Here is a 26,908-nt window from a genome sequence, read left to right on the forward strand (position 1 = left end):
ATCACATCAGGGCGAGTACCTGCTGTCCGACGAGAACGACTGCGCCGGCGGTGGAGACGCTGATTGCGGTGATGCGCAGGCGTCGACGGTCGAGAACGCGATTGACCAGTCGGGAGAGCAGGAATCCGAGAACGGTTGCAGGTGCCAGGAACACGAACAGCGTCGCGGTATGGGCGTCCACCGCGCCTGCTACCGCCAGTACCGCCAGCGAGATGATCGAGCCGACGAGGAAGAAGCAGCTCATGGTGCTGCGCAGTTCGGCTCCGGTGTTGCGTTGCCACACCAGGGCCATCGGCGGTCCGCCGATGGAGGTGGCCGTTCCCAGAATTCCCGACGCGGCCCCGGCCACCACCAAATTTCGTCTGTGCGGCAACGGGACCCAGCCGAAGGAGGTCAGGGCGACGCCACCCAACACCACGAGTGCGAGCAGGATGGCCAGACCACGCTCGGGTAACAGGACGAGCAGCAGTGCTCCCACCGCTGAACCGGGTAGGCGGCCGGCCAGCGCCCACCCCGCGCCCGAGAGGTCGAGGGCGGTGCGATCACGAACCAGAACGAGCACACTGACGACGACGGCGAGCATGATGAGCGTCGCCGGGATGAGGCCGGGGTCGACGATGGCCACGATGGGCGCGGCGAGCATGCCCATGCCGAATCCGATGGACGCCTGCATCGCCGATGCGAAGAAGACGGCCAGGGCGATGACGACGAATCCGGTGACGCTCAGGTGTGTCGCCATCACGTCCCGACAGCGACGAGGCCGAGATTGCCTGCGACGAGCGGATAGTGGCATTCGGCAATGTGATCGGCCTCGTCGGCGTCGAGCGCCACCGGGGGTGCCTCACTGGCGCACAGTTCGGTTGCTTTCCAGCAGCGCGTGCGGAACCGGCATCCCGACGGTGGATTGAGCGGTGACGGTACCTCGCCCTTCAACAGGATCTTCGTCCCACGGGTCGACGCGTCGAGTGTGGGTGCCGCCGACATCAAAGCCGCCGTGTACGGGTGCGCGGGGCGCTCGAATACTGCTTCGGTAGCTCCGGATTCGACGATACGGCCCAGGTACATCACCGCGACACGGTCGGCGACGTGGCGGACGACCGACAGATCGTGCGAGATGAACACATACGAGATGCCGAGCTGCTTCTGTAGGTCGTTGAGCAGGTTGAGCACCTGCGCCTGGACCGAGAGATCGAGTGCCGAGACAGGTTCGTCGCAGATGATCACGTCGGGGTTCAACGCCAGGGCCCGGGCGATGCCGAGGCGCTGGCGTTGACCGCCGGAGAACTCTTGCGGGAACCGGTTCTCGTCGCTCGGTCGCAGGCCGACCAGATGCAGCAGTTCGCGCACTCGTGCAGAACGATCGCGTCGAGTCTTGTACAGGCCCTTGTGAGTTCGCCACGGCTCGCCGATGATGTCGCCGGCCGTCATCCGCGAGTTCAGTGAACCGTACGGGTCCTGAAACACCATCTGTACTCGTCGACGCCACGCGAGGAGTTCCTTGCCGCGCAGAGCGAACGGATCGATGCCGTCGAAGGCGACGGTTCCCGAGTCGGGTCGCTCGAGCATCATCAGTGTGCGCGCGAGAGTGGACTTGCCGCAGCCTGATTCACCCACCAGGCCGAGTGTCTCGCCGCGTCGCAGATCCAGGTCGATGGCGTCGAGAGCACGGAGCTTGCCGCGGCCGACGTCGAAGGTCTTGTTCAGGCCGCGCACGGTCAGCAGTTGCTCAGACATGGCTGGTTACCTCGTTCGGGAAATGGCATGCCGACGTGCGGCCGGTGCCGACGGATTCGAGCGGCGGGCGAGTGCTGATGCAGATCTCCCGGGCGAGAGGGCAGCGGGCCTGATACACGCATCCGTCGGGGATGGAGTGCAGGTCCGGTGGGGTGCCGCCGATCGACTTCAGATCCTCACCGCGCACGGCGTGGACGGGTACCGAGTCCAGCAAGCCCTTCGTGTAGGGGTGGCGCGGTTCGCCGAACACCTCGGACACCGGTCCGGTTTCGACGACGTTGCCCGCGTACATGATCGCGACCCGGTCGGCCTCCTCGGCCACCAGGGCGAGGTCGTGGGTGATGAGTACGACGGCCATGTCGTGTTCGGTGCGTAGTTCCTTGAGCAGAGCCATGATCTGCGCCTGCACCGTGACGTCGAGGGCGGTGGTGGGTTCGTCGGCGAGCAGTACCGACGGACTCAGGGCCACGGCCATCGCGATCAACAGGCGCTGACGCATGCCACCGGAGAACTGGTGTGGGTAGGAGTCGGCGCGGGATTCGGGCTCGGGGATGCCCACTCGGGCCATCAGCGCGATGGCTTCTGCCCGCGCTTGTTTGCCGGACATGCCGCGGTGGATCCGAAACGGCTCGGCCAGTTGGGTTCCCACGGTGTAGACGGGATTGAGTGCCGTCAGTGCATCCTGGAAGACGATGGCCAGTTCGGTGGCCGCGATGGTGCGTCGCACCTTGGTCTTGGCCGTCACCAGGTCCACCTCACCCATCTCGACCGAGCCGCCGGTGATGTCGGCGATCGGTTCGAGCAACCCCACGATGGCCTGTGCCGTCATCGACTTGCCGCAGCCCGATTCACCCAGCAGAGCGAGGGTTTCACCGCGGCGGGCGCTGAAGGTGACGTTGTCGACGGCGCGGATGACGCCCGACGGCGTCCGCAGGTCCACGGTCAGTCCGCGCACGTCCAGGGCGACGCTGCCGGTGTCCGGTCGCTGAGGTGCAGCTGCCGGTGCGCTCATGAGACGACCTTTCGTACGGGGAGCAGGCGGGACCGCTTGGAGCGCGGGACATTGAGTCGCCAGCGCTGCGCCGGGTCGGTGGCGATGCGGGCCCAGGCGGCGAGCACGGTGGCCGAGACGGTCGTCAGCACGATGGCCAGGCCGGGGAAGAACGAGAGCCACCACGCGGTCTGCAGGTAGGTACGGCCCTGCGAGACCATCAGGCCCCAGGAGACATCCGGCGGCTGAATGCCGATGCCCAGGAAGCTCAATGACGATTCGGCGAGAATGACGAAGCAGAAGTCGAGGGTGGCGACGGTGAGCAGGGTCGGCAGCAGGATCGGGGCCACGTGGCGTCGGATCACCGATCCGCTCTTCGCGCCGAACGTACGGGCGGCATCCACGAACAACCGACTCTGCAGTTCTGCGGACTCGGCGCGGGCGGTACGCAGGTAGATCGGGATACGCGTGACCGTCAGGACCAGAACGATGTTCGCGGCGCTGGGCGAGAAGACGTAGAGCACCACGACGGCCATCAGCAGGGAGGGAAAGCTGAGGATGACGTCGGCGACGCGCATCGCCGCGGTCTCGCGCCAGCCGCGATGGAAACCGGCCCACATACCGATGAACGAGCCGATGATCGCAGAGAGGATCACGGCCGGAATAGCCACCGAGAGTGTGGTTCTGCTGGCCACGATCAACCGGGCCAGCATGCTGCGCCCCAGTGGATCGGTGCCGAGGATGTTCATCCAGCCGGTGTCGAGGGTGAACGGTGGCAGGTTCGAGCGGTCGAGATCCTGATCGGTGGCGGCGTCACCGACCAGCATCGGGCCGAAGATCGCGGTGAGGAAGACCAGCACCAGGATCGCGGCGGCGACGGTGGCCACCCTGTCTCGCAGCAGCAGCTTCCACAGCGGAGCCGACGCCTTGCGGGCTTCTACCGGAACCATAGGTGGAACATCCTCTGGCTCTGACGTTTTCGGGGATTCGAAGTCGAGTGACATGTTCTTACCTAGACCTTCACCTTGTCGCGAACCCGGGCGTCGAGCAATGCATAGCAGGCATCGATGACGATGTTGAGCACGAAGATGCTCACCGCCGTCAACAGCACGGCCGCCTGCAGAACAGCGAAGTCGCGCTGCAGGATGGCGTCGATCATCAATTTTCCGATGCCGGGCCAACCGAAGATGGCCTCGACGACCACCGCACCGTTGACGAGCCCGACCATCAGGTCGCCGGCCACTGTCAGCGCCGGTGCCGCGGCGTTGCGCAGAGCGTGGTGGGTGACGACTCGAAGATCGCCTGCTCCTTTGCTTCTCGCGAGCCGAACGTACGGTGCAGACAGTGCCGAGACCATCGCACCGCGCACCACCTGTGTCAGTACTCCGAGCGGGCGGATGAGCAGCGTGGCGATCGGCAACACCCAGGAGAGCATTCCGCTGTCCACGCCGGAGGTAGGCAGCCAGCCGAAGACGATAGCGAAGACGTAGACGCCCATGATGGCGAACCAGAAGTCGGGGATCGACGCGGCCGTCATCGACAGCAGGCTCGAGATGCGATCGGCCAGCGAGTTCGGTCGGTACGCAGCCCAGCAGCCAATGATCACGGCGCCGAGGATGGCGAGGAACATCGTCGCGAAGGCGAGCTGCAGCGTTGCGGGGAAGGCGCGCAATGCCATCGCCGACGCGTCCTCACCGGTGCGGAGCGACTGCCCGAAGTCGAGTTGCACGACGCCCTTGAAGTAGTCCAGCAGCTGCGTCAGCACCGGCTGATCGAAGCCGTTGGTGGCGCGAAACGCCTCGCGCTGTGCCTGGGTGGCCGACTCGGGCAGGTACAGGCTGGTGGGGTCGCCGGTGAGACGAGCGAGGAAGAACACGCCGAGCAGGACGACGAACAGTGGGATCAGGCTGGTGTAGATCCGTCGGCGCAGAAATCTGAACATGTCAGGGCCTCTCGGTATCGGCGCGCGTCATCGCGGCCAGGTGCATTTCGTCGACCGTGGCCGAGTCCGGCGTGTAGTCGACCGAGGCGGCCTTGGCGAGCACCCCGTTCATGTGTGCGATGTAGGCCATCTGCATGATGTCTTTCGGTTCGTCCGCGAACACCTGCGCGTAAGCGGCCTGCCTGTCTTCTCCGGTGAGTGCGCCGGCAGCGGCGATCTCCTTGTCGAAGTCTGCTGTTCCGTAGGCACTCTGGAACCCGTCACTGGTGAAGTACTGATCGACCGTGAACGCGGAGTCGCCGGCCTGGTTGCCGTGCTGAATTACCAGCAGATACGGCCCGACGTCCGGGAACGGACGTTCCTGGTATTCGGCGGTACCGGCGGCGTCCATCATTTCGATCTTGACGTTCATGCCGATCTTGGACAGTGAGTTCTGGATGACCTCCACTGTCTCGTTGATCTTGGGGAACTGTCCGGTGCGTCCGATCAGGCGGATCTCGGTGTCCACCGGTACCCCGTCTGCCCGTGCCTCGTCGATCAACGTGCGGGCCTGGTCCATGTCGTACGGCCACGGCGTCAAGTCCTCGTTGTAGCCGACGACACCTTCGGAAATCAGTTGTGCTGCAGGTGAACCGAGACCCCTGAACAAGGCCTTGACGATGCCGTCACGATTGATCGCGTAATTGATCGCCTGCCGCACTCGCATGTCGTCCAAGGGTGGCTGCGCGGCCTGGATGCGCAGCGCCGTGGTCTCGTTGTTGGGGTACGCCACCCCGAGGTCGCCCGCACCGTCCTCCGGTCCGACTGACGTGGCGATCTCGGCTTCGCCGTTGGTCACCATCGAGGCGCGGACGCTGCCCTCGCTGCGCCACTGGTACTCGGCCCTGGTGTACTCGGGTTTCGGGCCCCAGTAGGTCTCGTTCCGTACCAGCGAGAGCTTCTGGCCGTAGTCCCAGCGCTCGATCGCGAACGGTCCCGTTCCGATGGGCTCCCGCACCCGCTCGGTGTAACTGGCTGTGCGCGGGACCATTTCCACGAACGAGAGGCGAAGCGGCAGAATGGGGTCGGGTTCGGGAGACTGCACGGTCAGCGTCATGGGGTCGACCACCGTGACCACCAGGTTCGCGTCGCCGAACACGTACCCCTCGACGTTGCATCCCAGTTCCGAATTGACCGTGCGGTCGATGGAGAACGCGGCGTCCTCGGCTTCGAAGGGGCTCCCGTCGCTGAACGTCACGCCGGGGTGGATGGCGAACGTCCACTCGGTGTCGGAGGTCTGCTCCCAGGAGTCGGCGAGCTTGGGTTCGAGATCGCCGGTGCTGGGATTGCGCTCCATGAGCGGCTCGGTGATGTTCGAGCGAGTGACGACTCCGACCGACGTGAGCGAGACGTCGCAGGCTTCGAGGGTCGGAGGTTCCTGGGGCAGGACGATGCGAAGAGTATCGGCGCGGGCGGCTCCGCCGTTGTTGGAGTTGGCGACGGTGCAGCCGCTGGCGATCAGTGAAAGTGACAGTGCGCCAACAGCAAGTGCCGCGACGCGGTGGGTCCGTCCCTGCTGCACGAAGAGTGCAGGGCTCATGGTGGCCTCCAGTGGGAAAAGGATCCGCGTCTGCGAGTTGCAGCCGAATCTGTGACGGTAGACACACGGTATGAGCGGGCTGTCTTCACCGTCAACCGGACGAAATGCCCTTTCGGGCCAGTTCCATGGGTCACAAGGACAGTTGTGATGAGGTCTGAATCACATTTGTAGTGGGCTGACCAGGCCGGATGTGGCGAAGGCTGGACAAGCCTGCATCGGCAATGCGTCGTTCATGCCGTTTGGGTATCGGTCCATGTTATTTCCGTGTTGGACAGGTATTCGAGAAGCGGCATACCGTACAGGAAACGCGCACGTTCCACCATCTCGCGAGGAGAACAATGGTCACCGTCAGCTCGCAGAGTTCCTCTGTGTCTCAACCGGATTCGCAACAGGGCGGTCGAGTGCTCCGAGTCGGACCGCTCAAGCCGTCGCTGATGGACACGTTGGTCACCGAGTACGACGCGCTGGTTCTTCCCGAGGGCGACGAGCGCGAGCGTTTCCTCACCCAGCACGGTGATTCGGTCACCGCGGTCGTCACCTCCGGCCGCACCGGCGTCGATGCCGCGTTGATGGAGCGATTGCCGCAGCTCGGAGCTGTGGTGAACTTCGGGGTCGGATACGACACCACCGATGTCGACGCGGCAGCTGACCGCGGCATCGCCGTCAGCAACACTCCCGATGTGCTGACCGACTGTGTGGCAGACCTGGCCGTCGGCCTGGTGATCGACACCATGCGTGGGCTCTCGTCCGCCGAGCGGTTCGTGCGCGCAGGCCGATGGCCTGCCGAGGGCAACACGCCACTGACGCGCCAGGTCACCGGCAAGCGTGTCGGAATCATCGGGCTCGGCCGCATCGGTTCGGCAATTGCCGATCGGCTCAAAGGGTTTCGCTGCGAAATCTCGTACCACAATCGCAACGAGATCGACGGTTCGCCATTCGCATATGCAGCCAGTCCTCGAGCGCTCGCCGGCGGTGTCGACGTCTTGATCATCGCGGCGTCGGGCGGCTCGGGAACTGCGCATCTGGTCGACCGCGCGGTACTCGAAGCTCTTGGACCGCAGGGGTACTTGATCAACGTGGCCCGCGGAAGCGTCGTCGACGAGGACGCGCTGATCGAGTTGCTCGCCGCGGGGAAGCTGGCCGGTGCCGGTCTGGACGTCTTCGCCCACGAACCGAACGTGCCGGACGCGCTATTGGCGATGGACAACGTGGTGCTGCTGCCGCACGTGGGCAGCGGAACGGTGGAGACCCGCGCCGCAATGGAGGCGCTCACGCTCGAAAACCTCGATCGATTCCTAGCCGACGGCACCCTCGTCACACCGGTGACACGATGACCGTCATCGTCGGCTACTCGCCGACCACCGAAGGAAAAGGCGCACTGCCCTTCGCATTCCGTGAGGCACACATGCGCGGGACCGATCTGATCGTCGTCGCCGAGGACAACAGCGCGTCCGACGCCGAGTTCGGTGCCACTGTCGAATCGGCTCGCGACGAGGTGTCTGCTGTCGGTGTGACGACCAAGGTCCACGACAACGAGCCCGGCCGCTCGCACGCCGACAACCTGATCGACCTGTCTTTCGACGAGCAGACAGAACTGGTCGTGATCGGCATCCGACGCCGATCTCCCGTCGGAAAGCTGTTCATGGGCAGCATCTCTCAACGCGTTCTCCTCGAGGCGCATTGCCCGGTGACGGCCGTCAAGCCGCCGGTGGGGTTGCCGCGCTGAGTGCTGTCGGTGTGACGTCGACTGAGGTCGTGTTGGACTACCGCAGCCGAGCAAGGGTGTTGAACAGTTCGGCGGTGAGAGCAGTCCCACTGTTGGTGCTACCGCCGTCGGTGTGGATAGCGTCCGCGATATCGTTGTCGTCGGTAGTCGCAGCCGCTCCGCTCTGTCCGCCGAAGGTGTCGGTCGCGTAGGACAGCGTGCGGTCGGTTCGACTGTCGATGGTATCGACGGCCTGCCACATGGTTCCGGCTGTTTTGTCACCGGGGTATCCGATGATTCGGCTCTGGCGACCGACCAAGTTCACGCCGTCGACCGATTCGATGCCGTACCAGCCGACACTGTCACCGGCTGGGGCATCGAGTTTGATCAATCCCCAGTCCCTACCCGGTGCACCGTACTGGGCATCAAACCAGACTTCGGTTGCCAGGAATGTCCCGTAGGGGTTGTTGCCGACACCGTTGCGTGCGGGCGCGAACACTATGTCGACCGTGGGGGCGGTGCCGTCGGAGAGGCAGTGTCCCGCGGTCACGACGGCGGTCGGCGAGATCAGCCAACCGGTGCAACTGCCGGTCATTGTCCGTGTGCTGTCGAGGAAAGTGATCTGACCCGAGCGACGGTAGGGGGTCAGCTGTGTGTTGTAGACCTGAGCGCGATCGTCGGGGCCGATAACCGAACGGGGGCTGGGTAGAACGGGCCCGTTCGACGAGTCGGTCGCCGAATATCCGACGTCTGTAGTCAGGTCGTCGTGAGGAAGAGGATCGCTCAGGTCCGCGTTGCCGTTGACGACTCTGTAGCCGACCGGGTCGATCGACAGTCCCGTGGTGGGTGCGGCGCCCGCCGCACCACCGACGCCGGCCAATGCGGGGATCATCAGTGCCAGCGTTGCGATCGTCGTCGTGGTCGACGACCGCAGTCGAATCGGTTTCTTCATCTCTCGCCTCTCTCGCGGCTGTGCGACGGTGTTGAGAAACGAAAAGCCTGTCGGCGCAAGATTATTGTGCCGGCAGGCTTTCCTATGTTTCGTCAGAACAATTTCAGCACCGAGTCATTGGCGAACCGTGCGGTTACGAATCAGCACAGCAACTCCCATCCCGGCCGAGGCCAGGATCAGCGGTGCAACTATCGCCATGTTCGAACCGATGGCAGTGAACAGTACGAAAGCCGCGAGAGCCGCAAGAAAATACACGGCAGCGAAACGTGGTGCCCAGAGAACAGAACTCACGGTTCCTCCTAGGTCAGAAGCACGATGCAGCGGCACCGGTGGCGGCACCCGACACGCCACCGATTATGCCACCGATGCCTGTGCCGAGCACTGGGACGGTGGAGCCGACCCCCGCTCCTGTAAGCCCACCGAGGCCGGCGCCGCCGGCAGTGCCCAACGCGCATTGGAAGAAGCCTTCTTGGGTCTCGGTGCCCGGGGCAGATTCGGGGGATGACTTGGCGGGGTCGATCACCTGGATGTGAAGCCCGTCCGAGCCCTGCACGTATCGAAGGTTCACCGGCGCGCCGGTTTTGTCCGTTGTCGCTGTCGGCAGCGTCTCGGACGTGTTGCCGTCGGTGAGGGATACACCGGTATCGGTGACCGCGACAGACACGCCTTCGCTGGGATGTAGCACGAACTCGGCTTGCGAGACCTGAGTCAATGTTCCGACGCTATGGTCGGCCGCAGAGGTGACCGGCGTGGGTGCGCTTGAAACGTCCTGGGCCTGCGCCATTCCCGACGACAATGCAAGAGCAGTGAAGCCCATGGCAGCAACGACGGTCGAGCGTCGAGCAGTGCTGCGAGACAACATGTATCCCTTCCTCAGGGGTATCGACAGTCCGACGACCGTCGATTGCTCGACGTGCAAGAAAGCTGACCACACGACGAGCCGTCCAATCTGGCGGTACATCCGGGCGGTATCGAGCCGATCGGATGCACTCATGAATCATGAGGGTAAGCAACGACTATCCGCTACAGTTGTCGCGTAGACGGGATGATTGTTGACAAGGGGATGTCGAATTGGTGAAGGCCGTTCCGCAACGTGGGGCTCGACTCCAGCGTCCGCGGCCGTTGGAGTCGATCGCCGACGAGGAGTCGCTCACCATGGCCGATGTGGTCCTCCTGTCCGGAGTCTCGACAAGTACCGTGTCGAGGCTGTGGTCCGACCACTTTTGGCTGGACAGGGTCGCGGGTGCGACATTGCAAAACTTGGTCGCCGTCATTCCCGACCTCGCCGAGTACGTCACTCGGCGAAGTAGAGCACGCGTGATCGAAGCGGCGCTTCTCCAGTGCGCCGATGTGGGCCTGGAAGTGTCGATCTCCGAGCTCGACGCACTGATGAGACGACCGGACTCAGGGCGTCACGTGGCTGCGGTGCTGAGTGCGGCCACGAGCGTGATGCGCCAGGACCGGCGCTCGGCGAACGCGTGGTTGACGCGCTCTTGGGGATCCGCCCCCGACGTCGCGCTCGACGCGCTGTTCTCGTCGGGTCCGAGCTCGTTGCTGATCAATCAGAACTGCTTCCTTTCGCAGGCAACTCGGATGGTGGAGACCGGGACCAACACCTCCGACAACTCTCTGTACAGCACGGTGGGTTCAGGAATTCTGGTTCACAAACTCGCCAAAGTTCATGGGGCATCACCGATCACCGTGACCGACGCACCACAGCGCAGCTCCGCATTTCTCTACCGAAGCTCCAGGATCGGTACGATTCTCGCAAATGCTGACGTCGACGTCGCCAGGCGCTACGCGGCGGACGTGAGGGCAAGCCCGTTGTTGCAGCGCAACGAAATATGGTCACTTGCCTCCTACAGTGCCGACCTCGCGCAGTCGACGGACTTCTCACTTCCCCCGACAACAACGCTCATCGATACCGTGGAGATCATCCTGCACGACCTCGAAGACAGGAACGAGGCGTACGTGCACTATCTGGTGACCACAGCGATCGTGGCAGTTCTGGCTCACGACAATGGATTCGGGACCTCCAAGTCGCGGTTGGCCGACACGCTGAGACACAGAATCGACGACGGTATCCATGACTCGGGGGTGCGTTCTGCGTGCGATGCGTTGCTCACGGTCATCACATCAACAGGTGACACGGGGAGACGAGATGCTGGGTGACCTCGAAGTGTCGCGCGGGTATCAGCAGAACGCGGCGTACTGGGAGCGCATCGTTCGGCAACGGCTCGACAAGTTTCAGACGGAGGTCACCGACGTCGCCCTGCTGGATCTGGTCGGTGACCCCGAAGGCGTGCGCGTACTCGACGCGGGTTGTGGCGAGGGGTATTTCACTCGCGAACTCATCGCACGCGGGGCTGCGCACGTGCACGGCGTCGATACCTGCGCCGAGCTGATCGTTGCAGCTCGCGAGCACCCGAAGAGTGGAGACAGCCGCGCGGAATATCATCACGCCGATGTGGCCGACCTACCGTTGCCGGACGCGAGTGTCGACGTCGTCGTCGCGAATCGTCTTCCCCACGGGATAGCCGACCCAGCCAGAAGGTTCGTCGAGTTTCGCAGAGTCCTGCAGCCTGCGGGGCGGTTGATCGTGCTGTCCATGCATCCCTGCTTCTACGCCGCCCGCACAGATCGAGAGGGGATCGGCTTCGCGTCCACGATCGACGACTACTTCGGTGTCAGAACGGTCCAGCAGCGTTTCCACGTTGCGGGTCTGACCTCGCCTGCAGAGTCCTTTCAGCAGTTCTATTCGTTGGAAGAACACATCGGGATGATCACCGCGGCAGGGTTCGCCGTCACGAACCTGCGAGAGCCTCGCCCGTCTGCTGAGCAACGACAATCCGACACATTCTGGGCAACCAATTTCACCCGTCCACTCTTCATGCTGCTCGAATGCGCGCCGATGGTTGCCAGATGAGGTCGGTGCGGTTCCGTAGTCCACGGCGGTTGTCGGACCATCGATCACGCTCCCTGCCGACAAATTATTCATCTGCCCACCGTCGAAGGTGGGCATCTGGACAATAGGTTGGCAAACGGCAACCTCACACCGCTTCTACCGACTGCGCGCCCCCGCTATGACGTGATCGGGGGCGCGCAGTCGATAAAAAGGGCGCTCACTTGCGGTTTCGGGCACGCTCTCGATCAGAGGCGCGTCACGACCATTCCCGTGTCGGCAGCACGTCGGACATGAAGCGGTGCAGTGCCGGGTTGTCGTTGTCGACTCGCCAGGCGGCGTCGAGTTCGACGGGGCGTTCCTTCACGGTCCGAACCGGCCGGAAGACAACACCTTCCGGCCGCATGGTCGACGCGGACTCCGGCACTAGAGCGAGTCCGATGCCGGAACGAACGAGCACCAGCATCGTGTGCACCTGGGTCACGTACTGCACGTAGCGCGGAGACACCCCGACGATGGTGAAGGTGCTGATCAGCAGTTCGTGGAAGTACCGGGCATCGACCGGCGAGTACATGATGATCGGCTGCTCGTCGAAGTCCTCCACCGACAGTTCGTCTTTCTCGGCCAGCGGGTGATGCTCGGGCATCGCTGCGATCAACGACTCGTGCAGCACCGGCCGGGACGCGATGCCCGGTCGCTTGAGTGGTGGCCTGGCCAACCCGAGATCCAGATCGCCGACGGCCAACGATTCCATCTGTACCGCCGAGACCATTTCGCGCAGAACGAGTTTCACGTCCGGTAGTTTCTCGCGTGCGGCGTCGAGCAACTGTGGGAGCACTGCATGCGCCGACGCGCCGGTGAATCCGACGACGACGGTCCCCAGGTCTCCGGTGGGAACGCGTCGCACCGTCAGTAGTGCGCCCTCGGCGAGGTCGAGGATGCGTCGGGCCTCGGGAAGGAAAGCCAATCCCGCGGCCGTCAGGGTCACCGATCGGCTCGTGCGGTCGATCAGCTGAACACCGACTTCGTTCTCGAGCTGTTGGATTTGCCTGCTCAGCGGCGGTTGCGTCATGTGCAGCCGTTCGGCAGCGCGGCCGAAGTGCAGTTCTTCGGCGACGGCGATGAAGCAGGACAATCTATTGAGCGAGAACATCGATTCATTCCTTGCATCGCGGAGTGAGATTCGTTGTGCCTTTGTGTATGAATCTAGCGCACTGCTCGATGCCTCGACGATTGACAACCTTCTCTCCGGTAAGAGTAGAGTTTCCCGCGGAGTGGACGCCGTGTCTGTCGCAGTCCCTCGCACCCATCGAACGGAGTTGTCGTGTCTCGAGCTGCCCAGGTGCCTGCCACCGCCGTCGAAGACGTCTCGGTGCTGGGTGCGTTGCGCTCACCGAGGCGGCTCAAGACCGAGGTTCTGGCGGGTCTGGTGGTGGCACTGGCGTTGATTCCGGAAGCCATTTCGTTCTCGATCATCGCTGGGGTCGATCCCCGCGTCGGGCTGTTCGCGTCGTTCACGATGGCCGTCACCATCTCCATCGTCGGTGGCCGACCGGCGATGATCTCCGCAGCCACAGGGGCGATCGCGCTGGTCGTGGCCCCGCTGGCACGTGAATACGGCCTCGACTATTTGATCGCGGCGGTGATCCTCGGCGGACTACTGCAGATCCTGCTCAGTGTGCTCGGCGTGGCCAAGCTGATGCGCTTCATCCCACGCAGCGTGATGGTCGGGTTCGTCAACGCGCTGGCGATTCTGATCTTCTCCTCGCAGATCCCGTATCTGATCGGTGTGCCGTGGTTGGTCTATCCGATGGTCGCGGTGGGCCTGCTCAGCATGTTCTTCCTGCCCAAGCTCACCACCATCGTGCCGGCACCACTGATTGCCATCGTGATACTCACTGCTGTCACCCTCGTCTTCGCGCTGGCCGTGCCCGACGTCGGCGACGAAGGTGAATTGCCGTCCTCGCTGCCGTCGTTCTTGATTCCGGACGTGCCGTTCACCGTCGACACGCTGTCGATCATCGCGCCCTTCGCGCTGGCCATTGCGCTGGTCGGGCTGCTGGAATCGCTGATGACGGCCAAGCTCGTCGACGACATCACCGACTCGCACTCGAACAAGACCCGCGAGGGTTGGGGACAAGGTGTGGCGAATCTGGTCACCGGCTTCACCGGCGGCATGGGCGGATGCGCGATGATCGGCCAGACCATGATCAACGTCAAGGTCTCCGGTGCCCGCACCCGTATCTCGACGTTCCTCGCTGGTGTCTTCCTGCTGATTCTGGTGGTCGGTCTCGGTGACATCGTCGCGCTGATCCCGATGGCCGCGTTGGTCGCGGTGATGATCATGGTTTCCGTTGGAACTTTCGACTGGCACAGCATCAACCCGAAGACGTTGCGCCGCATGCCCAAGAGCGAGACCCTCGTCATGGTGGCCACCGTGGCGGTCACCGTCGTCACCCACAACCTCGCGTACGGGGTCGTCGTCGGGGTGATCACTGCGATGGTGCTGTTCGCTCGCAGGGTCGCTCATCTGACCGAGGTGGTCGACGTGGCTCATCCCGACGACGACACCCGCGTCTACGCGGTGAAGGGCGAGTTGTTCTTCGCGTCGAGCAACGATCTGATCTATCAATTCGACTACGTCGGAGATCCGAAGAACATCGTCATCGACATGTCCGAGTCGCACATCTGGGACGCATCCACGGTGGCGACCCTCGACGCCATCTCCACCAAGTACGCGGCCAAGGGAAAGACGGTGGAGATCGTCGGCTTGAACGCGCCGTCGACCGAGCGGCACGATCGTCTCAGTGGAAACCTGGGCGGCGAGCACTGACTAGGGTGGTTGGTCGGGCGAAGAGAGGCGGCACATGGCAGACGACGGCATACACATGCAGATCGGGCAGGTAGCTCAGAAAACCGAGCTGTCCATCCGCACTGTCCGTCACTACGACGACGTAGGCCTGGTCACGCCCTCTGCCCGCTCCGCAGGCGGATTTCGGTTGTACACCGAGACCGACGTCGAACGCCTGCTCGTCATTCGCCGGATGAAGCCCCTCGACTTCACGTTGGCCGAGATGAAGCAGCTACTGGAATCCCTCGACATTCTGGGCGACGAGAACGCGGCCGACGACGCGAGGTCGTCGGCCGCGTCTTTCGTTCGCGAGTGCCACACCAAGGCCGAGGACAGCTGCCGCACGTTGCAGCGGCAGCTCGCCTACGCCGAGGAGCTGACCGAGGTGTTGTCCACTCGCGGTGCAGCGGCCCAGCTCTAGCCGTCCACGACCACCGGGACGATGAGCGGCTGACGGCCCAGGGTCTGCTTGGCCCACCGGGCCGATTCCTGGACGATGCGCTTCTCTATGTGCTCGCGCGAGGCGACGTTGACGTCGCTCTCGCGCGTGAGAGTCTTGCCGATCGCTTTGGCCAACGAGTCGAAAGCGTTGGCCTCGTGGGCAAATCCGCGTCCGATGAAGTCGACGTCGTCGACCAGCAGGCCGGTGTCGGGATCAACGATCGCAATGACGGTCAGCACACCCTCGTTCGCAAGCAAGCGACGTTCGGCCAGCGAATCCTCGGTCACCCCACCGACGGCACTGCCGTCGACGTAGATCAGTTCGATGGGAACGCTTCCGGTGATCTGCGCGACGCCGTCGAACAGGTCGATGACGCTTCCGTTCTCGGCGATCAGCACGCGATCGCGTGGCACGCCGGTTTTGATCGCGAGATCGGCGTTGGCGCGCAGGTGCCGCGATTCCCCGTGTACGGGAAGCACATTGGCGGGTTCGAGGATGTTGTAGCAGTAGACCAACTCGCCGGCGCTGGCGTGACCGGACACGTGCACCTTCGCATTTCCCTTGTGCACCACCCGTGCACCCTTGTCGACGAGGCCGTTGATGACGCGGTAGATCGCATTCTCGTTTCCGGGAATGAGGCTGCTGGCCATCAGCACGGTATCGCCGTCGCCCACCTTGATCTGATGCTCACCCGACGCCATCCGTGACAGCGCGGCCAGTGGCTCGCCCTGTGATCCGGTGCAGATCAGCGTGATCTTGTTCGCGGGAAGACGATTGAGCTTCGGCAGGTCCACGACGAGCCCGTCGGGCACATCGAGGTAGTTCAGGTCGGTCGCAATCTTCATGTTGCGCACCATCGATCGACCCACGAAAGCAACCTTGCGGCCTTGCGCATGCGCGGCGTCGAGTACCTGCTGAATACGGTGCACGTGACTGGCGAAGCTCGAGACGATCACCCGTCCCGATGTTTCGCGGAATACCTTCTCGATGGCCGGGACCAGATCGCGTTCCGAGACCATGAACCCGGGAACCTCGGCGTTGGTCGAGTCCACGAGGAGGAGATCGAGCCCTTCCTCGCCGAGGCGCGCGAACCCGCGGAGGTCGGTGATGCGACCGTCCAGCGGGAACTGGTCCATCTTGAAGTCGCCCGTGTGCAGTACCAGTCCGGCGTCCGTGCGAATCGCGATGGCGAGACCGTCGGGGATCGAGTGGTTGACGGCGAGGAACTCGAGCTCGAACGGGCCTTCCTGACGCGTCTGCCCCGCTTCGACCTCGATCAACTTCGTCGAGACCTTGAACTCCTCGAATTTGGCGGCCAGGAAGTTCAGCGTCAGCCTCGCCGAGATGACGGGAATGTCGCCACGCTCGCGGAGCAGGTAGGGGACGCCGCCGATGTGGTCCTCGTGACCGTGGGTGAGGACGATCGCGACCACGTCGTCGAGACGATCCCGGATGCAACTCCAGTCGGGGAGGATGACGTCGACGCCGGGCTGGTGCTCTTCCGGGAACAGCACACCACAGTCGACGATGAGCAGTTTTCCGTCGTATTCGAACACGGTCATGTTCCGGCCGATCTCGCCGAGACCGCCGGTCGCGATCACGCGAAGGTGCCCTGCCGAAAGCGCGGAAGAGGATCGCTTTCTCGGTGCGGCGGGGGATCTGCGGTTGCGTGGTGATCTAGACATACCACTTACGCTACGGGGGGCCTCCGACCTGGTGTCGACCCCGGTCCAGAGATCTCGGGATTCGCGTCACGATGCACCGTTCCGGTCGGCCGGTCAACGTCGTGCTGTGCCCATGACATCACGGGGACTTTTCGAGGTATTCGGTGGTCCAGGGCCCGATTGCGGTGCCGATGAGGATTGTGTCTTCGTCAGCGCCGTCGAAGTGAGCGGCTCCGGCAGGAACCAGGAGAAACGAACCCTGCGGGAATCGGCGCGTGGCGCTCACGTCCAGGGCAGTGCCGTAACCCAACCGGAGCTCTCCGGCGGCGACGACCAGGTGGACGTCGGCGCTGTGGGAGTGGGCTGCGTCGAATACTCCGGCGGGGACGAAGAATGCATAGCTGAACATGATGCCGGGATCTCTGGTCCCTGCGAGTGTCGCCGACCGCGTGCCGTCGTCGTGGAACGCATCCCAGGGAATGGCCGCTGTGTCGAATGCGATCGGATCGATACTCGGACGAATCATGGGTGCCACGCTAGGGACCGTTGTTCGGCAACGCTGGCGGCTTCCGGACGGCGCATTCGCCCACCGAGTATCGCAATGGTTGTGCGCACCATTGCGGAATCACGCGTCATCACTTTAAAGTGATGACACGCATCATCGGATTGCGTCTCGTGCGGGAGAGGTTCGTCAGCATGCACATTCACACCGTGGTGATCATCGGCAGCGGCTTCGGCGGCCAGTGCGCAGCGAAGGCATTGCTCGATCGAGGCATCGACGATCTCGTCATTCTGGAGCGACGCCCGTTTCTCGGCGGCACGTGGAAGCAGAACCGCTACCCGGGTGCAGCCGTCGACGTGCAGAGTCCGCTGTACTCGATCGCGTCGGAACCGTTCGAATGGTCACGCATGTTCGCCGAACGCGAGGAGCTCGAGCGGTACACCGACCACGTGCTCGAATCGAACGGTCTGCCGGCTCGCACGCATGTCGATACCGATGTCCAGAAGATCGAATGGGTGGGAGACCACTGGGTCATCGCCACCTCGCGCGGCGGTTACGCGGCCAAGTTCGTCGTCAACGCGTCGGGGCCACTGAGCACACCCGTCGTACCGCCGTTCCCCGGACGTGAGCGGTTCCAGGGCACCCAGTTCCACACCAACGACTGGCACACCGAGTACGACCACGCAGGCAAGCGCGTCGCTATCGTCGGCAGTGGTGCCAGTGCCGCGCAGGTGATTCCCGCGATCCAACCCGACGTGGCGCAGCTGCACGTCTTCCTGCGCACCCCGCACTGGGTGATGCCTCGAAACGATCGCGAGTTCACGCCGTTGCAGCGGAAGCTGCTGCGGCTCGGGCCTGTTCGCAGACTGGTGCGCGCGGGCATCTACTGGAGTCTCGAGACCCGCATCATCGGGTTCAAGTACTCGCGGAGAATGTTGAAGGCCGTGGCCCAGCGAACTGCTCTCGAGCACATCGAGTCTCAGGTTCCGGATCCCTTGCTTCGAGCGAAGGTCACCCCGGACTACGTCATCGGGTGCAAGCGGGTTCTGCTGTCCAACACGCTCTATCCCGCGCTGGGGCAGGCGAACGTCACCCTGCACGACAAGAACGACGGCATCTCGGAGATCACCGAGACCGGAATTGTCACTACCACAGGCGAACACGTCGATGTCGATCTCCTGGTGTGGTCCACCGGATACGACGCCACCGACGGCGTAATCTCCTACCCCGTGATCGGACGCGGCGGCCGGGCCCTGTCCGATGTCTGGGATCCCTACCCGCGCGCCTACCTCGGCACCACGATTCCTGGCTTCCCCAACCTGTTCGTCGTCACCGGACCGAACACCGGAATCGGGCACACCTCCGCGATCTTCCTCATCGAGGCTCAGATGGAGTACATCGTGCGGGCCATCGACGCCGTCCGACAGGTGGGTGCGACCGCCATCGAGGTCACCGCTGCCGCCGAGCAGGAGTACACCGACACTATTCATCGCGAGATGGACGGCACCGTCTGGAAAGACAGCGGCTGCCACAGCTGGTACCAGTCCAAATCCGGACACGTGGTCGCCATGTTCCCGGGATTCAGCTTCACATTCCGCCGCTGGGCCAAGCGTTTTCGGCCGGAAGCCCATCACATCCACCGGTCATCCACCGAGGTGACGACGAAAGACGAGGTTTCGGCATGAGCAAGCACACCGGACAGGTAGCGCTGATCACCGGAGCGGCAGGCGGTATCGGTTCCGCCGTGGCGACCGCACTGCATAGACGCGGTGCCTCGATCGTTCTGGTCGACATGGCGTCGACCGATCTCGAGTCGGTAGCGGCGAAGCTGGGCAACCAACGCGTGGCAATCGCCTATGCCGACGTCACCGTGCGGGAGCAGCTCGACGCGGCCGTCGCGACCGCGATCGACACCTTCGGCAAGCTCGACGTCGTGATGGCCAACGCTGGAATCTCCAGCGGTGCACAGGCATCGACCGTCCGTTCCATCGACGACGGAGTCTTCGAGCGTGTCATCGGCGTCAACCTGATCGGCGTGTGGAACACGGTGCGCGCCGCCCTCCCACACATCGTCGAATCCGGCGGATACGTGTTGCTCACCTCGTCGACGTATGCGTATCTCAACGGACTGGCGAATGCGCCGTATGCGGCATCGAAGGCGGCCGTCGAACAGCTCGGTCGTGCTCTGCGTTCGGAACTTGCAGGCACGAAAGCGACGGCGGGAGTGTTGTACCCGGGATGGGTGGCAACGCCGATCGCCGAGGTTGCGTTCGGCGGCGACACCGTCGCGACGGCCATGATCGCCCGAGCCTTCCCCACTCCGCTGCTCCGCCCGATCACGCCTGACAAGCTGGCCCGTGTGGCGGTTCGAGGTATCGGTCGCCGAGCTCCACGCATTGCCGTACCCGGCCGGTGGATCCCGATCTCGATATTGCGCGGCATCGTCAACCCGATCATGGACGCCGCGATGGAGCGGGACGCCGAATTGATCCGTCTGACTGCCGAACTGGATGCCCGACGGCGATGAGTGCAGTGTCCGACGCGGCCGGCCGGGCGTACGGCGGTGAGAGTGCCGCTGATCGGGACGATCGCAGACGTAGGCAGTTGATGGACGCGGGCCTGCGGATGTTCGGCAGCGGCGGGTATCGAGCCGCAACCGTCCGCGGACTGTGCCGCGAGGCCAAGATCGCCGACCGGCACTTTTATCAGTACTTCGACAAGACCGAGGACCTACTGCTAGCAGTCTACGCCGAAAGCATTGCACGCCTCACTGATTCGGTGTCCGACGCGATTGTGCAGGTGAATCGGGACGGCGATCTGAGGGAGGTTGCGAAGCAGTTGCTCGACCCCTTCTTCCAGGTCGTCGAAGATCCGCACCTGGCTCGAGTGGTGTGGATGGAGGTGCTCGGGGTCAGCCCTCGTGTGGAGCAGACGTACCTGACGGTGATGCAGGAGTTCGGTGCGCTGTTGCTCGGTTACCTCCGCACGTTCGCGGGCGACGTACCGTCGGGCCCCGATATGGATGTCGACCTGCTCGCGACCGCCGCAATCGGCGGCATAAGCCACACCGCGATGACCTGGTATCAGAGCGGTTATGTCGCAGAGCGTCGCATCGTCGTCGCCACCATCGCGACGATGCTCGCCAACATCGTCGCGCCGCTGAAGGCGTAGAGCCCGATCACCAACGCGGGCAGGTGTTCTCGAAGCTAGGATCGATGCTCTGCATGTAACCGGTGTCGTCGCGGTCGCGAATACCGCAGTCGAGGTACTGCTGATGCAGCGCCGCGAGCGCATCCTGGTCGATCTCGATGCCCAGACCGGGCCCGGTGGGAACGGCCACTGCGCCGTCGACGAAGTTCAACACCCCCGGCACGACGACGTCCTCGTGCTTCCACGGCCAGTGCGTGTCGCAGGCGTAGGTCAGGTTCGGTGTTGCTGCGGCAAGGTGGACCATGGCCGCCAGACTGATGCCGAGGTGGCTGTTCGAGTGCATCGACAGTCCGAGCTCGAAAGTGTCACAGATTCCGGCGAGCAACCTCGAGCGCTGCAGGCCACCCCAGTAGTGATGGTCGGACAGCACGACCTGCACCGAGTCCTTCACCACGGCAGGCTTCAGGTGATCGAAGGCCACGACACACATGTTGGTCGCCAGTGGCATCTTCGCCTCGCGCGCGACCTCGGCCATCCCGTCGAGTCCGGGTGTGGGGTCTTCGAGGTATTCCACGATGCCGTCCAGCTCGGAAGCGACTCGGATGGAGGTGTCGACCGTCCACGCGGCGTTGGGGTCGAGCCGAAGCGGCAGCTCCGGGAATGCTTCGCGGAGCGCCTTGATTCCGGCTATCTCTTCGTCGGGTGAAAAGACGCCGCCCTTGACCTTGATGGCTCCGAAGCCGTACTCGCCGATCATCTTTCGGGCCTGCCGTACGAGGCCGGCCGGGTCGACTGCCTCGCCCCACTCGTCCGGCTGTGCGCCGGGATGCGCTGCCCACTTGTAGAACAGGTACGCACTGAAGGGAACCGAGTCCCGGACCTTGCCGCCGAGCAGGTCGGAGACCGGTCGACCGAGCACCTTGCCCTGAACGTCCAGGCAGGCGATCTCGAACGGCGAGAACACTCGGTCGGTGGTACTGGCCGTGGTGATCATTCCTGCGACGCCGTCTCCGCCGGTGATGGACAGCGTCCCGAGGGCCGTATCGACGGCATCTCGAATGGCGTTGAGAACGAACACGTCCAGGCCGGTGATGGCCTGAGCTGCGGCATCGAGTCGGGCAAGATGCGCAGCGTCGGCGTAGGTCTCACCGAGCCCGACGACGCCGGCATCGGTATCCAATTCGATGATGGCGCGCAATGCGTAGGGCTGATGCACCCCGACGGTGTTGAGCAACGGGGGATCGACGAAGGCGATCGGAGTGATCCGGGCACCGGTGATCAGAACCGGATCCTGCATCAGTGCACCGCGAGCTCGTCCGCCAACACGGCCCGGCCGGCGGCAACGATTGCGGTGAGTTCCTCGAGATGCGGTGCGCTGATGTCCACCAGCGGCGGGCGAACGGGTCCGGCCTCGATGCCCTCCATCGTCACGCCTGCCTTGATGAGGGAGACGGCGTAACCGGGCACCTTGTCGCGTAAGCGCACGAGCGGGTGGAAGAACTCGCGAAGCAATGCGGCAGTGAGCTTCTCGTTACCGCTGTCGAGAGACCGGTAGAACGCCAGCGCCAGCTCGGGTGCGAAGGCGAACGTGGCCGAGGAGTACAGCGTGACACCGATCGCTCGGTACGCCTGCTGGGAGACCTCGGCGGTGGGTAGTCCGTTGAAGAACTGGAAGGGCTTGCCCGACGGCTCCAGGGCATCCAGAACTGCGCGGACGATGCGGCCGACCATATCGAGATCGCCTGTACCGTCTTTGAATCCGACGACGGTGGGCAGCTGCGCAACCTCGACGGCCGAGTCCTCGGTGAAGCGAGCGTTGCCGCGGTTGTAGACGATCAACGGCAGATCGGACGCTGCGGCCACGGCCTTGGTGTAGTTGACCAGACCGGCCTGCGGCATCGTCACCAGGTACGGGGGCAGCAACAGGATGCCGTCGGCTCCGTTGGTTTTCGCGCTCGCCGCGAACGCCTTTGCTTGGGCGACGGATCCGCCGGCACCGGCGTACACCGGCACACGGCCCGCGACGACGTCGACTGCAGTGCGCACGATCTTGCCGAACTCCTCGCTTTCGAGGGCATGGAATTCGCCGGTGCCGCAGGCGATGAACACTCCACCGGGTCCGGCGTCGACACCCTTCGCGATGTGCGCGGCCAGCAGGTCGTAATCGACCTCACCGGAGGCGGTGAACGGGGTGACGGGGAAGAACAGGACTCCGTCGAGCATGGTGGTCTCCTCGAGAACTAGGTGGGGTGAGTCAGTCTTGGGTGAGTCGGCCGTCGACACGACGGAAGATCCCGTCGGGATTTCCGTCGGCAATTGCGCTGGGCAGCAACGATGTCGGCACGTCCTGGTAAGAAACAGGACGCAGGAAGCGCTCGATTGCGAGCGATCCGACCGAGGTGGTGCGGGAATTCGAGCTGGCGGGGAAGGGGCCGCCGTGGACCATCGCGTGGCCGACCTCGACGCCGGTGGGCCATCCGTCGAACAGGATGCGGCCGGCCTTGAGTTCGAGGACCGAGAGGAGCTTGCCCGCCTCGGTGTGATCGGTCTCGTCGGCATGAACGGTGGCGGTGAGCTGACCTTCGAGCAGCGTGGCGACGTCGCGAACCTGCTGCGCGTCGGTGCACCGAACGATGAGGCTAGATGCGCCGAACACCTCGGCCTGGGCCGCCTCGGAAGTGAGGAATGTATCGGCGTCTGTCTCGAACAACGCTGCGCGGCAGGCGTTCGGGGCCTGGGTGTCGGTACCGCGGGCGAGTTCGGTCACGACGCCGCTCAGTGCGTCGACGCCCTCGGCGTAGCTCGTGGCGATGTTCGGGGTGAGCATCGTGGTCGGGGCAGAGTCGGCGACGGCAGTAGTGGCCGCCTCGGTGAAGGATTGCAAGCCCGGGCCGTCGACGGCGATGACGAGACCGGGGTTGGTGCAGAACTGACCCGAGCCCATCGTCAGCGATGCGACGAAGGCACGGCCGAGTTCGGCTCCGCGGGTGGTGAGAGCGCCGTCCATGACGAACACCGGGTTGATGGAACTCATCTCGGCGTACACCGGGATGGGCTCGCGACGACCGGCTGCGGCGGCGACGAGAGCCGTTCCACCCGAACGTGATCCGGTGAATCCGACGGCCTTGATACGAGGGTCGGTCACCAGAGCGGTTCCGAGTCCACGGCCGGAGCCGAAGAGCAGAGAGAATGTGCCCGAGGGCATTCCAGTGGCGGACACCGCGTCGGTGATGGCGCGGCCGACCAATTCGGACGTTCCCGGATGGGCATCGTGTGCTTTGACCACTACGGGACATCCGGCAGCGAGAGCGGAGGCGGTGTCGCCGCCGGCAACGGAGAAGGCGAGCGGGAAGTTGCTGGCCCCGAACACCGCAACGGGGCCCAGCGGAATCTGTCGCTGGCGGATGTCGGCGCGCGGAAGCGGTGTGCGCTCGGGCTGCGCCGGATCGATGCGGGCACCGTTCCAACTACCCTCGCGCAGAACCGAAGCGAACAGGCGGAGCTGGCCGGTGGTGCGGCCGACCTCGCCGGTGATGCGGGCCAATGGAAGTCCGGACTCGGCGACGGTCCGCTCGATCAGCGTGTCGCCGAGAGCTGCGATGTTGTCTGCGATGGTTTCGAGGAACTGGGCGCGGGTCTCCGAAGAGGTGGCACGGTAATCGGCGAATGCTTCGGCCGCTGCGGCACAGGCCTTCTCGACGTCGGTATTGTCGCCGTGACCGTAGGCGGGTTCGAGGTTCGCGCCGGTGCTGGGGTCGATTCCGTGAATCTGCGTGCCGCTACCGAAGACCGGGACGCCTGCGATGATCATCCGGCCGGTGAGGTGGGTGGACTGTGTCGTCGACGCTGTCATGGGGTGACTCCTAAGGCTGTGGTGCGGTCCGTACTCTGACGCCGAGGCGTGACCTGGCTCATAGCTCACCACGGTAGAAGGCCGATCGATACATGTCCAAGTCAAATGATGTCGCGTTTGATTCAGTCTCGGTATCGATCTTGCTGCCAGGCCCGATGGGCTCGGTCCGCGATCACCGATACCACTACGGCATCGGTCGATGCGCAGATGGTCTTGGACAGGAATCGATCGGGACTTCTACTGTCGTCTGTGAGCCGAGTCACCGATGGCGTACGAGAAAGGTCGGACATGAACGTCCACACCAGCACACCCGTCGTCTCCGAGATGCGCGTCATTCCGATCGCGGGGCACGACGACATGTTGCTGAATCTCAGCGGAGCCCACGCCCCGTACTTCACCCGCAATCTGGTGGTGCTCACCGACTCGGACGGGCGCACCGGCGTCGGCGAAGTGCCGGGAGGCGAGGCGATTCGGCAGACGCTGGAGGATGCGCGCGTGCTCGTAGAGGGCCAGGGCATCGGCCGGTACAACGCAGTGCTGGCCGAGATGCGTCGCGCGTTCGCAGATCGTGATGCCGGTGGCCGCGGCGCGCAGACGTTCGATCTGCGGATCGCCATCCATGCGGTGACCGCCGTGGAATCGGCGCTGCTGGATCTGTTGGGTCAGCACCTCGGCGTCAGCGTCGCCGCGCTGTTGGGTGACGGACAGCAGCGCGAGAAGGTTCAGGCTCTGTGCTATCTGTTCTTCGTCGCCGATCGGACCAAGACCGACCTCGCCTACCGCGGTGCAGACGATGAGGTCGCGGGAGCCGATGACTGGATGCGTATCAGGCACGAGGAGGCGATGGATCCCGAGTCGATCGTGCGCCTCGCCGAGGCGGCACAGGCCCGATACGGGTTTCAAGACTTCAAGCTCAAGGGTGGTGCGCTGCCCGCGGCCGAGGAGGCTGCCGCGGTGCGCGCGCTGGCCGAGCGATTCCCCGAGGCTCGAATCACGTTGGATCCCAACGGCGGCTGGCTCCTGAAGGACGCAATCGAGACCTGCCGCGGCCTCCGCGACGTGCTGGCCTATGCCGAAGATCCTGTCGGACCCGAGGGCGGTTTCTCCGGACGTGAGGTGATGACGGAGTTCAAGCGTGCCACCGGACTGCAGACCGCGACCAACATGATCGCTACCGACTGGCGCGAGATGGGCCACACCATCCGGTCCGGTGCCGTGGACATCCCGTTGGCCGACCCGCATTTCTGGACGATGTCCGGGTCCGTACGAGTCGCGCAGCTATGTGACGCGTGGGGCCTGACGTGGGGATCGCACTCCAACAACCACTTCGACGTCTCACTGGCCATGTTCACCCACGTGGCCGCGGCCGCTCCCGGGAACATCACCGCCATCGATACACACTGGATCTGGCAGGACGGCCAGCGAGTCACCAAGGAGCCCTTCACGATCGAGGACGGGTACCTCACCGTGCCCGACAAGCCTGGCCTTGGCGTCGAACTGGACTTCGAGCAGATCGACGCGGCACACGAGCTTTACCAGAAGGAAGGTCTCGGTGCCCGCGACGACGCCATTGGCATGCAGTATCTGATCGAGGGTTGGACCTTCGACAGCAAGCGGCCGGCTCTGGTTCGATGAGTTCTGGTGCGCTGATGAAGATCGTCGTCGGCGATCGTAATGTTCTCCCGCACCGCGAGCAGTTCGAGGCGGGCTTGCCTGCCGAGGCTCAGGTGATCTGGTGCGTGCCTTTCGACGAGAGTCGGGTCATCGACGAACTCGCCGACGCAGACGTCTACGTCGGCGGCAAGTTCAGTGCGGCCATGGGTGCCGCAGCGCCGAAATTGCGTATGGTGCACGTCGCGGGTGCCGGCACGGACAACGTCGATCGCTCCGGATTGGGCCCCGATGTGCAGGTGTGCAACACCTTTCATCACGAGCAGTCGATTGCGGAGTACGTCGTCGCAGCAACGGTGATGCTGCGCCGCAAGTTCTTGGAGCAGGATCGCGCACTCCGCGCGGGGGTGTTCGCCACTGCCGTCTACGACCCGAGCATCGCGCAACCGTTGTCGCTGAGTGGTGCTCGCATCGGATTCGTCGGGTTCGGACACATCGGTCGGCGAACCTGGCAGCTGTTTCGGGCATACGGCGCAACCGGTGCAGCGGTCACCGGAAGCGGGCGGGCACCGGATGAGGGTCTGGAGTGGGTCTCGGGTACAGACGATCTGGGCATGTTGATCGATTTCGCGGATGTTCTCGTGGTCTCCGCACCGCTGAACGAGCGCACGCGCGGCATGATCGGTGCCGAGGAGCTGAGCAGGCTCGGCAGCGATGGGGTACTCGTCAACGTCGGTCGTGGGCCCTTGGTGCAGGAGCAACCGCTGTTCGACGCGTTGTCTTGCAACGCGATTGCCGCGGCCGCCATCGATGTTTGGTACCACTACCCGGGTCCGGATGGGATAGGGGAGCCGAGCTCCCTGCCGTTCCGCGATCTCGACAATGTGCTGATGACTCCGCACTCGTCCGGCGTTACGCATCACACGTTCGTGGGCAGGGTCGCCGATATCGCGTCGAACATCGATGCACTGGCGGCATCGATCGGCCGTTAAATAGTGTTGGACGAGTATTGGTAACCGAAATAAGCTGT

26 protein-coding genes are annotated in these 26,908 nt (G+C 64.0%); 11 read left to right on the forward strand and 15 right to left on the reverse strand.

The window, feature by feature from the left end:
• Nucleotide 1: 1 nt before the first annotated feature.
• From QM797_RS04650 to QM797_RS04675, 6 genes are read right to left on the reverse strand one after another with little or no spacing between them, the layout of a single operon-like run.
• Nucleotides 2–739, reverse strand: a complete 738-nt coding sequence (locus QM797_RS04650) for a sulfite exporter TauE/SafE family protein (RefSeq protein WP_502942260.1) — start codon at nucleotides 737–739, stop codon at nucleotides 2–4.
• Nucleotides 739–1,734 (reverse strand): ABC transporter ATP-binding protein, encoded by a 996-nt coding sequence (locus QM797_RS04655; RefSeq protein WP_283273970.1) that lies wholly within the window; start codon nucleotides 1,732–1,734, stop codon nucleotides 739–741. Before QM797_RS04655 ends, QM797_RS04650 begins: the two co-directional genes overlap by 1 nt.
• Nucleotides 1,727–2,746 carry an ABC transporter ATP-binding protein gene (locus QM797_RS04660; RefSeq protein ID WP_283273971.1) on the reverse strand — a complete coding sequence of 340 codons (1,020 nt, stop codon included), beginning with the start codon at nucleotides 2,744–2,746 and terminating at the stop codon, nucleotides 1,727–1,729. Before QM797_RS04660 ends, QM797_RS04655 begins: the two co-directional genes overlap by 8 nt.
• Nucleotides 2,743–3,729, reverse strand: a complete 987-nt coding sequence (locus QM797_RS04665) for an ABC transporter permease (RefSeq protein WP_502942261.1) — start codon at nucleotides 3,727–3,729, stop codon at nucleotides 2,743–2,745. Before QM797_RS04665 ends, QM797_RS04660 begins: the two co-directional genes overlap by 4 nt.
• 8 nt (nucleotides 3,730–3,737) lie before the next feature.
• The gene (locus tag QM797_RS04670) at nucleotides 3,738–4,667 is read right to left on the reverse strand and encodes an ABC transporter permease (protein ID WP_032377499.1); all 930 of its coding nucleotides are present in this window, start codon (nucleotides 4,665–4,667) and stop codon (nucleotides 3,738–3,740) included.
• Nucleotide 4,668: 1 nt separating this feature from the next.
• Nucleotides 4,669–6,246, reverse strand: coding sequence for an ABC transporter substrate-binding protein (locus QM797_RS04675; RefSeq protein ID WP_283273973.1), 1,578 nt, complete (start codon nucleotides 6,244–6,246; stop codon nucleotides 4,669–4,671).
• Between the two features lie 338 nt (nucleotides 6,247–6,584).
• Between QM797_RS04675 and QM797_RS04680 the strand changes: the two genes are divergently transcribed.
• Both QM797_RS04680 and QM797_RS04685 read left to right on the forward strand, forming a co-directional pair.
• The gene (locus QM797_RS04680) at nucleotides 6,585–7,580 is read left to right on the forward strand and encodes a 2-hydroxyacid dehydrogenase (protein ID WP_283273974.1); all 996 of its coding nucleotides are present in this window, start codon (nucleotides 6,585–6,587) and stop codon (nucleotides 7,578–7,580) included.
• Nucleotides 7,577–7,972, forward strand: a complete 396-nt coding sequence (locus QM797_RS04685) for a universal stress protein (protein ID WP_283273975.1) — start codon at nucleotides 7,577–7,579, stop codon at nucleotides 7,970–7,972. The genes QM797_RS04680 and QM797_RS04685 overlap by 4 nt, the downstream gene beginning before the upstream one ends.
• Before the next feature lie 37 nt (nucleotides 7,973–8,009).
• Here the strand turns inward: QM797_RS04685 and QM797_RS04690 are convergent, their stop codons facing one another.
• The 3 genes from QM797_RS04690 to QM797_RS04700 form a co-directional block, all read right to left on the reverse strand.
• On the reverse strand, nucleotides 8,010–8,903 hold the full coding sequence (locus QM797_RS04690) for a trypsin-like serine peptidase (protein ID WP_283273976.1): 894 nt from the start codon (nucleotides 8,901–8,903) through the stop codon (nucleotides 8,010–8,012).
• A gap of 114 nt (nucleotides 8,904–9,017) precedes the next feature.
• Entirely contained in the window at nucleotides 9,018–9,194 is a 177-nt protein-coding gene (locus QM797_RS04695) for a hypothetical protein (protein WP_283273977.1), read from the reverse strand.
• A gap of 13 nt (nucleotides 9,195–9,207) precedes the next feature.
• A complete protein-coding gene (locus QM797_RS04700; protein WP_283273978.1) occupies nucleotides 9,208–9,897 on the reverse strand; it encodes a hypothetical protein in 690 nt (229 codons plus the stop codon).
• An 80-nt stretch (nucleotides 9,898–9,977) separates the two neighbouring features.
• On the opposite strand from QM797_RS04700, the gene QM797_RS04705 reads away from it, so the two are divergent.
• Both QM797_RS04705 and QM797_RS04710 read left to right on the forward strand, forming a co-directional pair.
• Nucleotides 9,978–11,075, forward strand: coding sequence for a LacI family DNA-binding transcriptional regulator (locus tag QM797_RS04705; RefSeq protein ID WP_283273979.1), 1,098 nt, complete (start codon nucleotides 9,978–9,980; stop codon nucleotides 11,073–11,075).
• A complete protein-coding gene (locus QM797_RS04710) occupies nucleotides 11,047–11,829 on the forward strand; it encodes a class I SAM-dependent methyltransferase (protein ID WP_283273980.1) in 783 nt (260 codons plus the stop codon). Before QM797_RS04705 ends, QM797_RS04710 begins: the two co-directional genes overlap by 29 nt.
• Nucleotides 11,830–12,064: 235 nt before the next feature.
• Here QM797_RS04710 and QM797_RS04715 read toward each other — a convergent pair whose 3' ends face one another.
• The gene (locus QM797_RS04715; protein WP_283273981.1) at nucleotides 12,065–12,958 is read right to left on the reverse strand and encodes a LysR family transcriptional regulator; all 894 of its coding nucleotides are present in this window, start codon (nucleotides 12,956–12,958) and stop codon (nucleotides 12,065–12,067) included.
• A 171-nt stretch (nucleotides 12,959–13,129) separates the two neighbouring features.
• Here QM797_RS04715 and QM797_RS04720 point away from each other — a divergent pair, with 171 nt between their 5' ends.
• Both QM797_RS04720 and QM797_RS04725 read left to right on the forward strand, forming a co-directional pair.
• Nucleotides 13,130–14,638, forward strand: a complete 1,509-nt coding sequence (locus QM797_RS04720) for a SulP family inorganic anion transporter (protein ID WP_283273982.1) — start codon at nucleotides 13,130–13,132, stop codon at nucleotides 14,636–14,638.
• A 34-nt stretch (nucleotides 14,639–14,672) separates the two neighbouring features.
• The gene (locus QM797_RS04725; protein ID WP_283273983.1) at nucleotides 14,673–15,077 is read left to right on the forward strand and encodes a MerR family transcriptional regulator; all 405 of its coding nucleotides are present in this window, start codon (nucleotides 14,673–14,675) and stop codon (nucleotides 15,075–15,077) included.
• Here QM797_RS04725 and QM797_RS04730 read toward each other — a convergent pair.
• On the reverse strand, nucleotides 15,074–16,699 hold the full coding sequence (locus tag QM797_RS04730) for a ribonuclease J (RefSeq protein ID WP_502942262.1): 1,626 nt from the start codon (nucleotides 16,697–16,699) through the stop codon (nucleotides 15,074–15,076). The genes QM797_RS04725 and QM797_RS04730 overlap by 4 nt on opposite strands.
• 202 nt (nucleotides 16,700–16,901) lie before the next feature.
• Nucleotides 16,902–17,288 carry a cupin domain-containing protein gene (locus QM797_RS04735; RefSeq protein ID WP_283273985.1) on the reverse strand — a complete coding sequence of 129 codons (387 nt, stop codon included), beginning with the start codon at nucleotides 17,286–17,288 and terminating at the stop codon, nucleotides 16,902–16,904.
• Between the two features lie 122 nt (nucleotides 17,289–17,410).
• Here QM797_RS04735 and QM797_RS04740 point away from each other — a divergent pair, with 122 nt between their 5' ends.
• Genes QM797_RS04740 through QM797_RS04750 form a run of 3 tightly spaced genes read left to right on the forward strand, consistent with a single transcriptional unit; the run spans nucleotide 17,411 to nucleotide 20,435 of the window.
• The gene (locus tag QM797_RS04740; protein WP_283273986.1) at nucleotides 17,411–18,949 is read left to right on the forward strand and encodes a flavin-containing monooxygenase; all 1,539 of its coding nucleotides are present in this window, start codon (nucleotides 17,411–17,413) and stop codon (nucleotides 18,947–18,949) included.
• The gene (locus tag QM797_RS04745; RefSeq protein ID WP_283273987.1) at nucleotides 18,946–19,791 is read left to right on the forward strand and encodes an SDR family NAD(P)-dependent oxidoreductase; all 846 of its coding nucleotides are present in this window, start codon (nucleotides 18,946–18,948) and stop codon (nucleotides 19,789–19,791) included. The genes QM797_RS04740 and QM797_RS04745 overlap by 4 nt, the downstream gene beginning before the upstream one ends.
• Nucleotides 19,788–20,435, forward strand: a complete 648-nt coding sequence (locus tag QM797_RS04750) for a TetR/AcrR family transcriptional regulator (RefSeq protein WP_283273988.1) — start codon at nucleotides 19,788–19,790, stop codon at nucleotides 20,433–20,435. The genes QM797_RS04745 and QM797_RS04750 overlap by 4 nt, the downstream gene beginning before the upstream one ends.
• A 7-nt stretch (nucleotides 20,436–20,442) precedes the next feature.
• On the opposite strand, the gene QM797_RS04755 is transcribed toward QM797_RS04750, so the two are convergent.
• Genes QM797_RS04755 through QM797_RS04765 form a run of 3 tightly spaced genes read right to left on the reverse strand, consistent with a single transcriptional unit; the run spans nucleotide 20,443 to nucleotide 24,267 of the window.
• A complete protein-coding gene (locus QM797_RS04755) occupies nucleotides 20,443–21,711 on the reverse strand; it encodes a glucarate dehydratase family protein (RefSeq protein ID WP_502942263.1) in 1,269 nt (422 codons plus the stop codon).
• Entirely contained in the window at nucleotides 21,711–22,637 is a 927-nt protein-coding gene (locus QM797_RS04760; RefSeq protein ID WP_283273990.1) for a 5-dehydro-4-deoxyglucarate dehydratase, read from the reverse strand. The genes QM797_RS04755 and QM797_RS04760 overlap by 1 nt, the downstream gene beginning before the upstream one ends.
• Before the next feature lie 31 nt (nucleotides 22,638–22,668).
• Entirely contained in the window at nucleotides 22,669–24,267 is a 1,599-nt protein-coding gene (locus QM797_RS04765) for an aldehyde dehydrogenase (NADP(+)) (protein ID WP_283273991.1), read from the reverse strand.
• Between the two features lie 288 nt (nucleotides 24,268–24,555).
• Here QM797_RS04765 and QM797_RS04770 point away from each other — a divergent pair, with 288 nt between their 5' ends.
• On the forward strand, nucleotides 24,556–25,902 hold the full coding sequence (locus tag QM797_RS04770; protein WP_283273993.1) for an enolase C-terminal domain-like protein: 1,347 nt from the start codon (nucleotides 24,556–24,558) through the stop codon (nucleotides 25,900–25,902).
• 14 nt (nucleotides 25,903–25,916) lie between these two features.
• A complete protein-coding gene (locus QM797_RS04775; RefSeq protein ID WP_283275276.1) occupies nucleotides 25,917–26,870 on the forward strand; it encodes a 2-hydroxyacid dehydrogenase in 954 nt (317 codons plus the stop codon).
• Nucleotides 26,871–26,908 lie beyond the last annotated feature (38 nt).

The organism is Rhodococcus sp. IEGM 1381, assembly GCF_030056795.1.
Classification (GTDB): domain Bacteria; phylum Actinomycetota; class Actinomycetes; order Mycobacteriales; family Mycobacteriaceae; genus Rhodococcoides.

Bases quoted from the DNA above. Each gene is read 5' to 3' on its own strand.
- QM797_RS04750 (WP_283273988.1), top strand. From the start codon at position 19,788: ATGAGTGCAGTGTCCGACGCGGCCGGCCGGGCGTACGGCGGTGAGAGT.
- QM797_RS04745 (WP_283273987.1), top strand. From the start codon at position 18,946: ATGAGCAAGCACACCGGACAGGTAGCGCTGATCACCGGAGCGGCAGGC.
- QM797_RS04725 (WP_283273983.1), top strand. From the start codon at position 14,673: ATGGCAGACGACGGCATACACATGCAGATCGGGCAGGTAGCTCAGAAA.
- QM797_RS04740 (WP_283273986.1), top strand. From the start codon at position 17,411: ATGACACGCATCATCGGATTGCGTCTCGTGCGGGAGAGGTTCGTCAGC.
- QM797_RS04685 (WP_283273975.1), top strand. From the start codon at position 7,577: ATGACCGTCATCGTCGGCTACTCGCCGACCACCGAAGGAAAAGGCGCA.
- QM797_RS04775 (WP_283275276.1), top strand. From the start codon at position 25,917: ATGAAGATCGTCGTCGGCGATCGTAATGTTCTCCCGCACCGCGAGCAG.
- QM797_RS04660 (WP_283273971.1), bottom strand. From the start codon at position 2,746: ATGAGCGCACCGGCAGCTGCACCTCAGCGACCGGACACCGGCAGCGTC.
- QM797_RS04765 (WP_283273991.1), bottom strand. From the start codon at position 24,267: ATGACAGCGTCGACGACACAGTCCACCCACCTCACCGGCCGGATGATC.
- QM797_RS04665 (WP_502942261.1), bottom strand. From the start codon at position 3,729: ATGTCACTCGACTTCGAATCCCCGAAAACGTCAGAGCCAGAGGATGTT.
- QM797_RS04650 (WP_502942260.1), bottom strand. From the start codon at position 739: ATGGCGACACACCTGAGCGTCACCGGATTCGTCGTCATCGCCCTGGCC.
- QM797_RS04675 (WP_283273973.1), bottom strand. From the start codon at position 6,246: ATGAGCCCTGCACTCTTCGTGCAGCAGGGACGGACCCACCGCGTCGCG.
- QM797_RS04690 (WP_283273976.1), bottom strand. From the start codon at position 8,903: ATGAAGAAACCGATTCGACTGCGGTCGTCGACCACGACGACGATCGCA.
- QM797_RS04700 (WP_283273978.1), bottom strand. From the start codon at position 9,897: ATGAGTGCATCCGATCGGCTCGATACCGCCCGGATGTACCGCCAGATT.
- QM797_RS04655 (WP_283273970.1), bottom strand. From the start codon at position 1,734: ATGTCTGAGCAACTGCTGACCGTGCGCGGCCTGAACAAGACCTTCGAC.
- QM797_RS04670 (WP_032377499.1), bottom strand. From the start codon at position 4,667: ATGTTCAGATTTCTGCGCCGACGGATCTACACCAGCCTGATCCCACTG.
- QM797_RS04770 (WP_283273993.1), top strand. From the start codon at position 24,556: ATGAACGTCCACACCAGCACACCCGTCGTCTCCGAGATGCGCGTCATT.
- QM797_RS04715 (WP_283273981.1), bottom strand. From the start codon at position 12,958: ATGTTCTCGCTCAATAGATTGTCCTGCTTCATCGCCGTCGCCGAAGAA.
- QM797_RS04760 (WP_283273990.1), bottom strand. From the start codon at position 22,637: ATGCTCGACGGAGTCCTGTTCTTCCCCGTCACCCCGTTCACCGCCTCC.
- QM797_RS04755 (WP_502942263.1), bottom strand. From the start codon at position 21,711: ATGCAGGATCCGGTTCTGATCACCGGTGCCCGGATCACTCCGATCGCC.
- QM797_RS04680 (WP_283273974.1), top strand. From the start codon at position 6,585: ATGGTCACCGTCAGCTCGCAGAGTTCCTCTGTGTCTCAACCGGATTCG.
- QM797_RS04735 (WP_283273985.1), bottom strand. From the start codon at position 17,288: ATGATTCGTCCGAGTATCGATCCGATCGCATTCGACACAGCGGCCATT.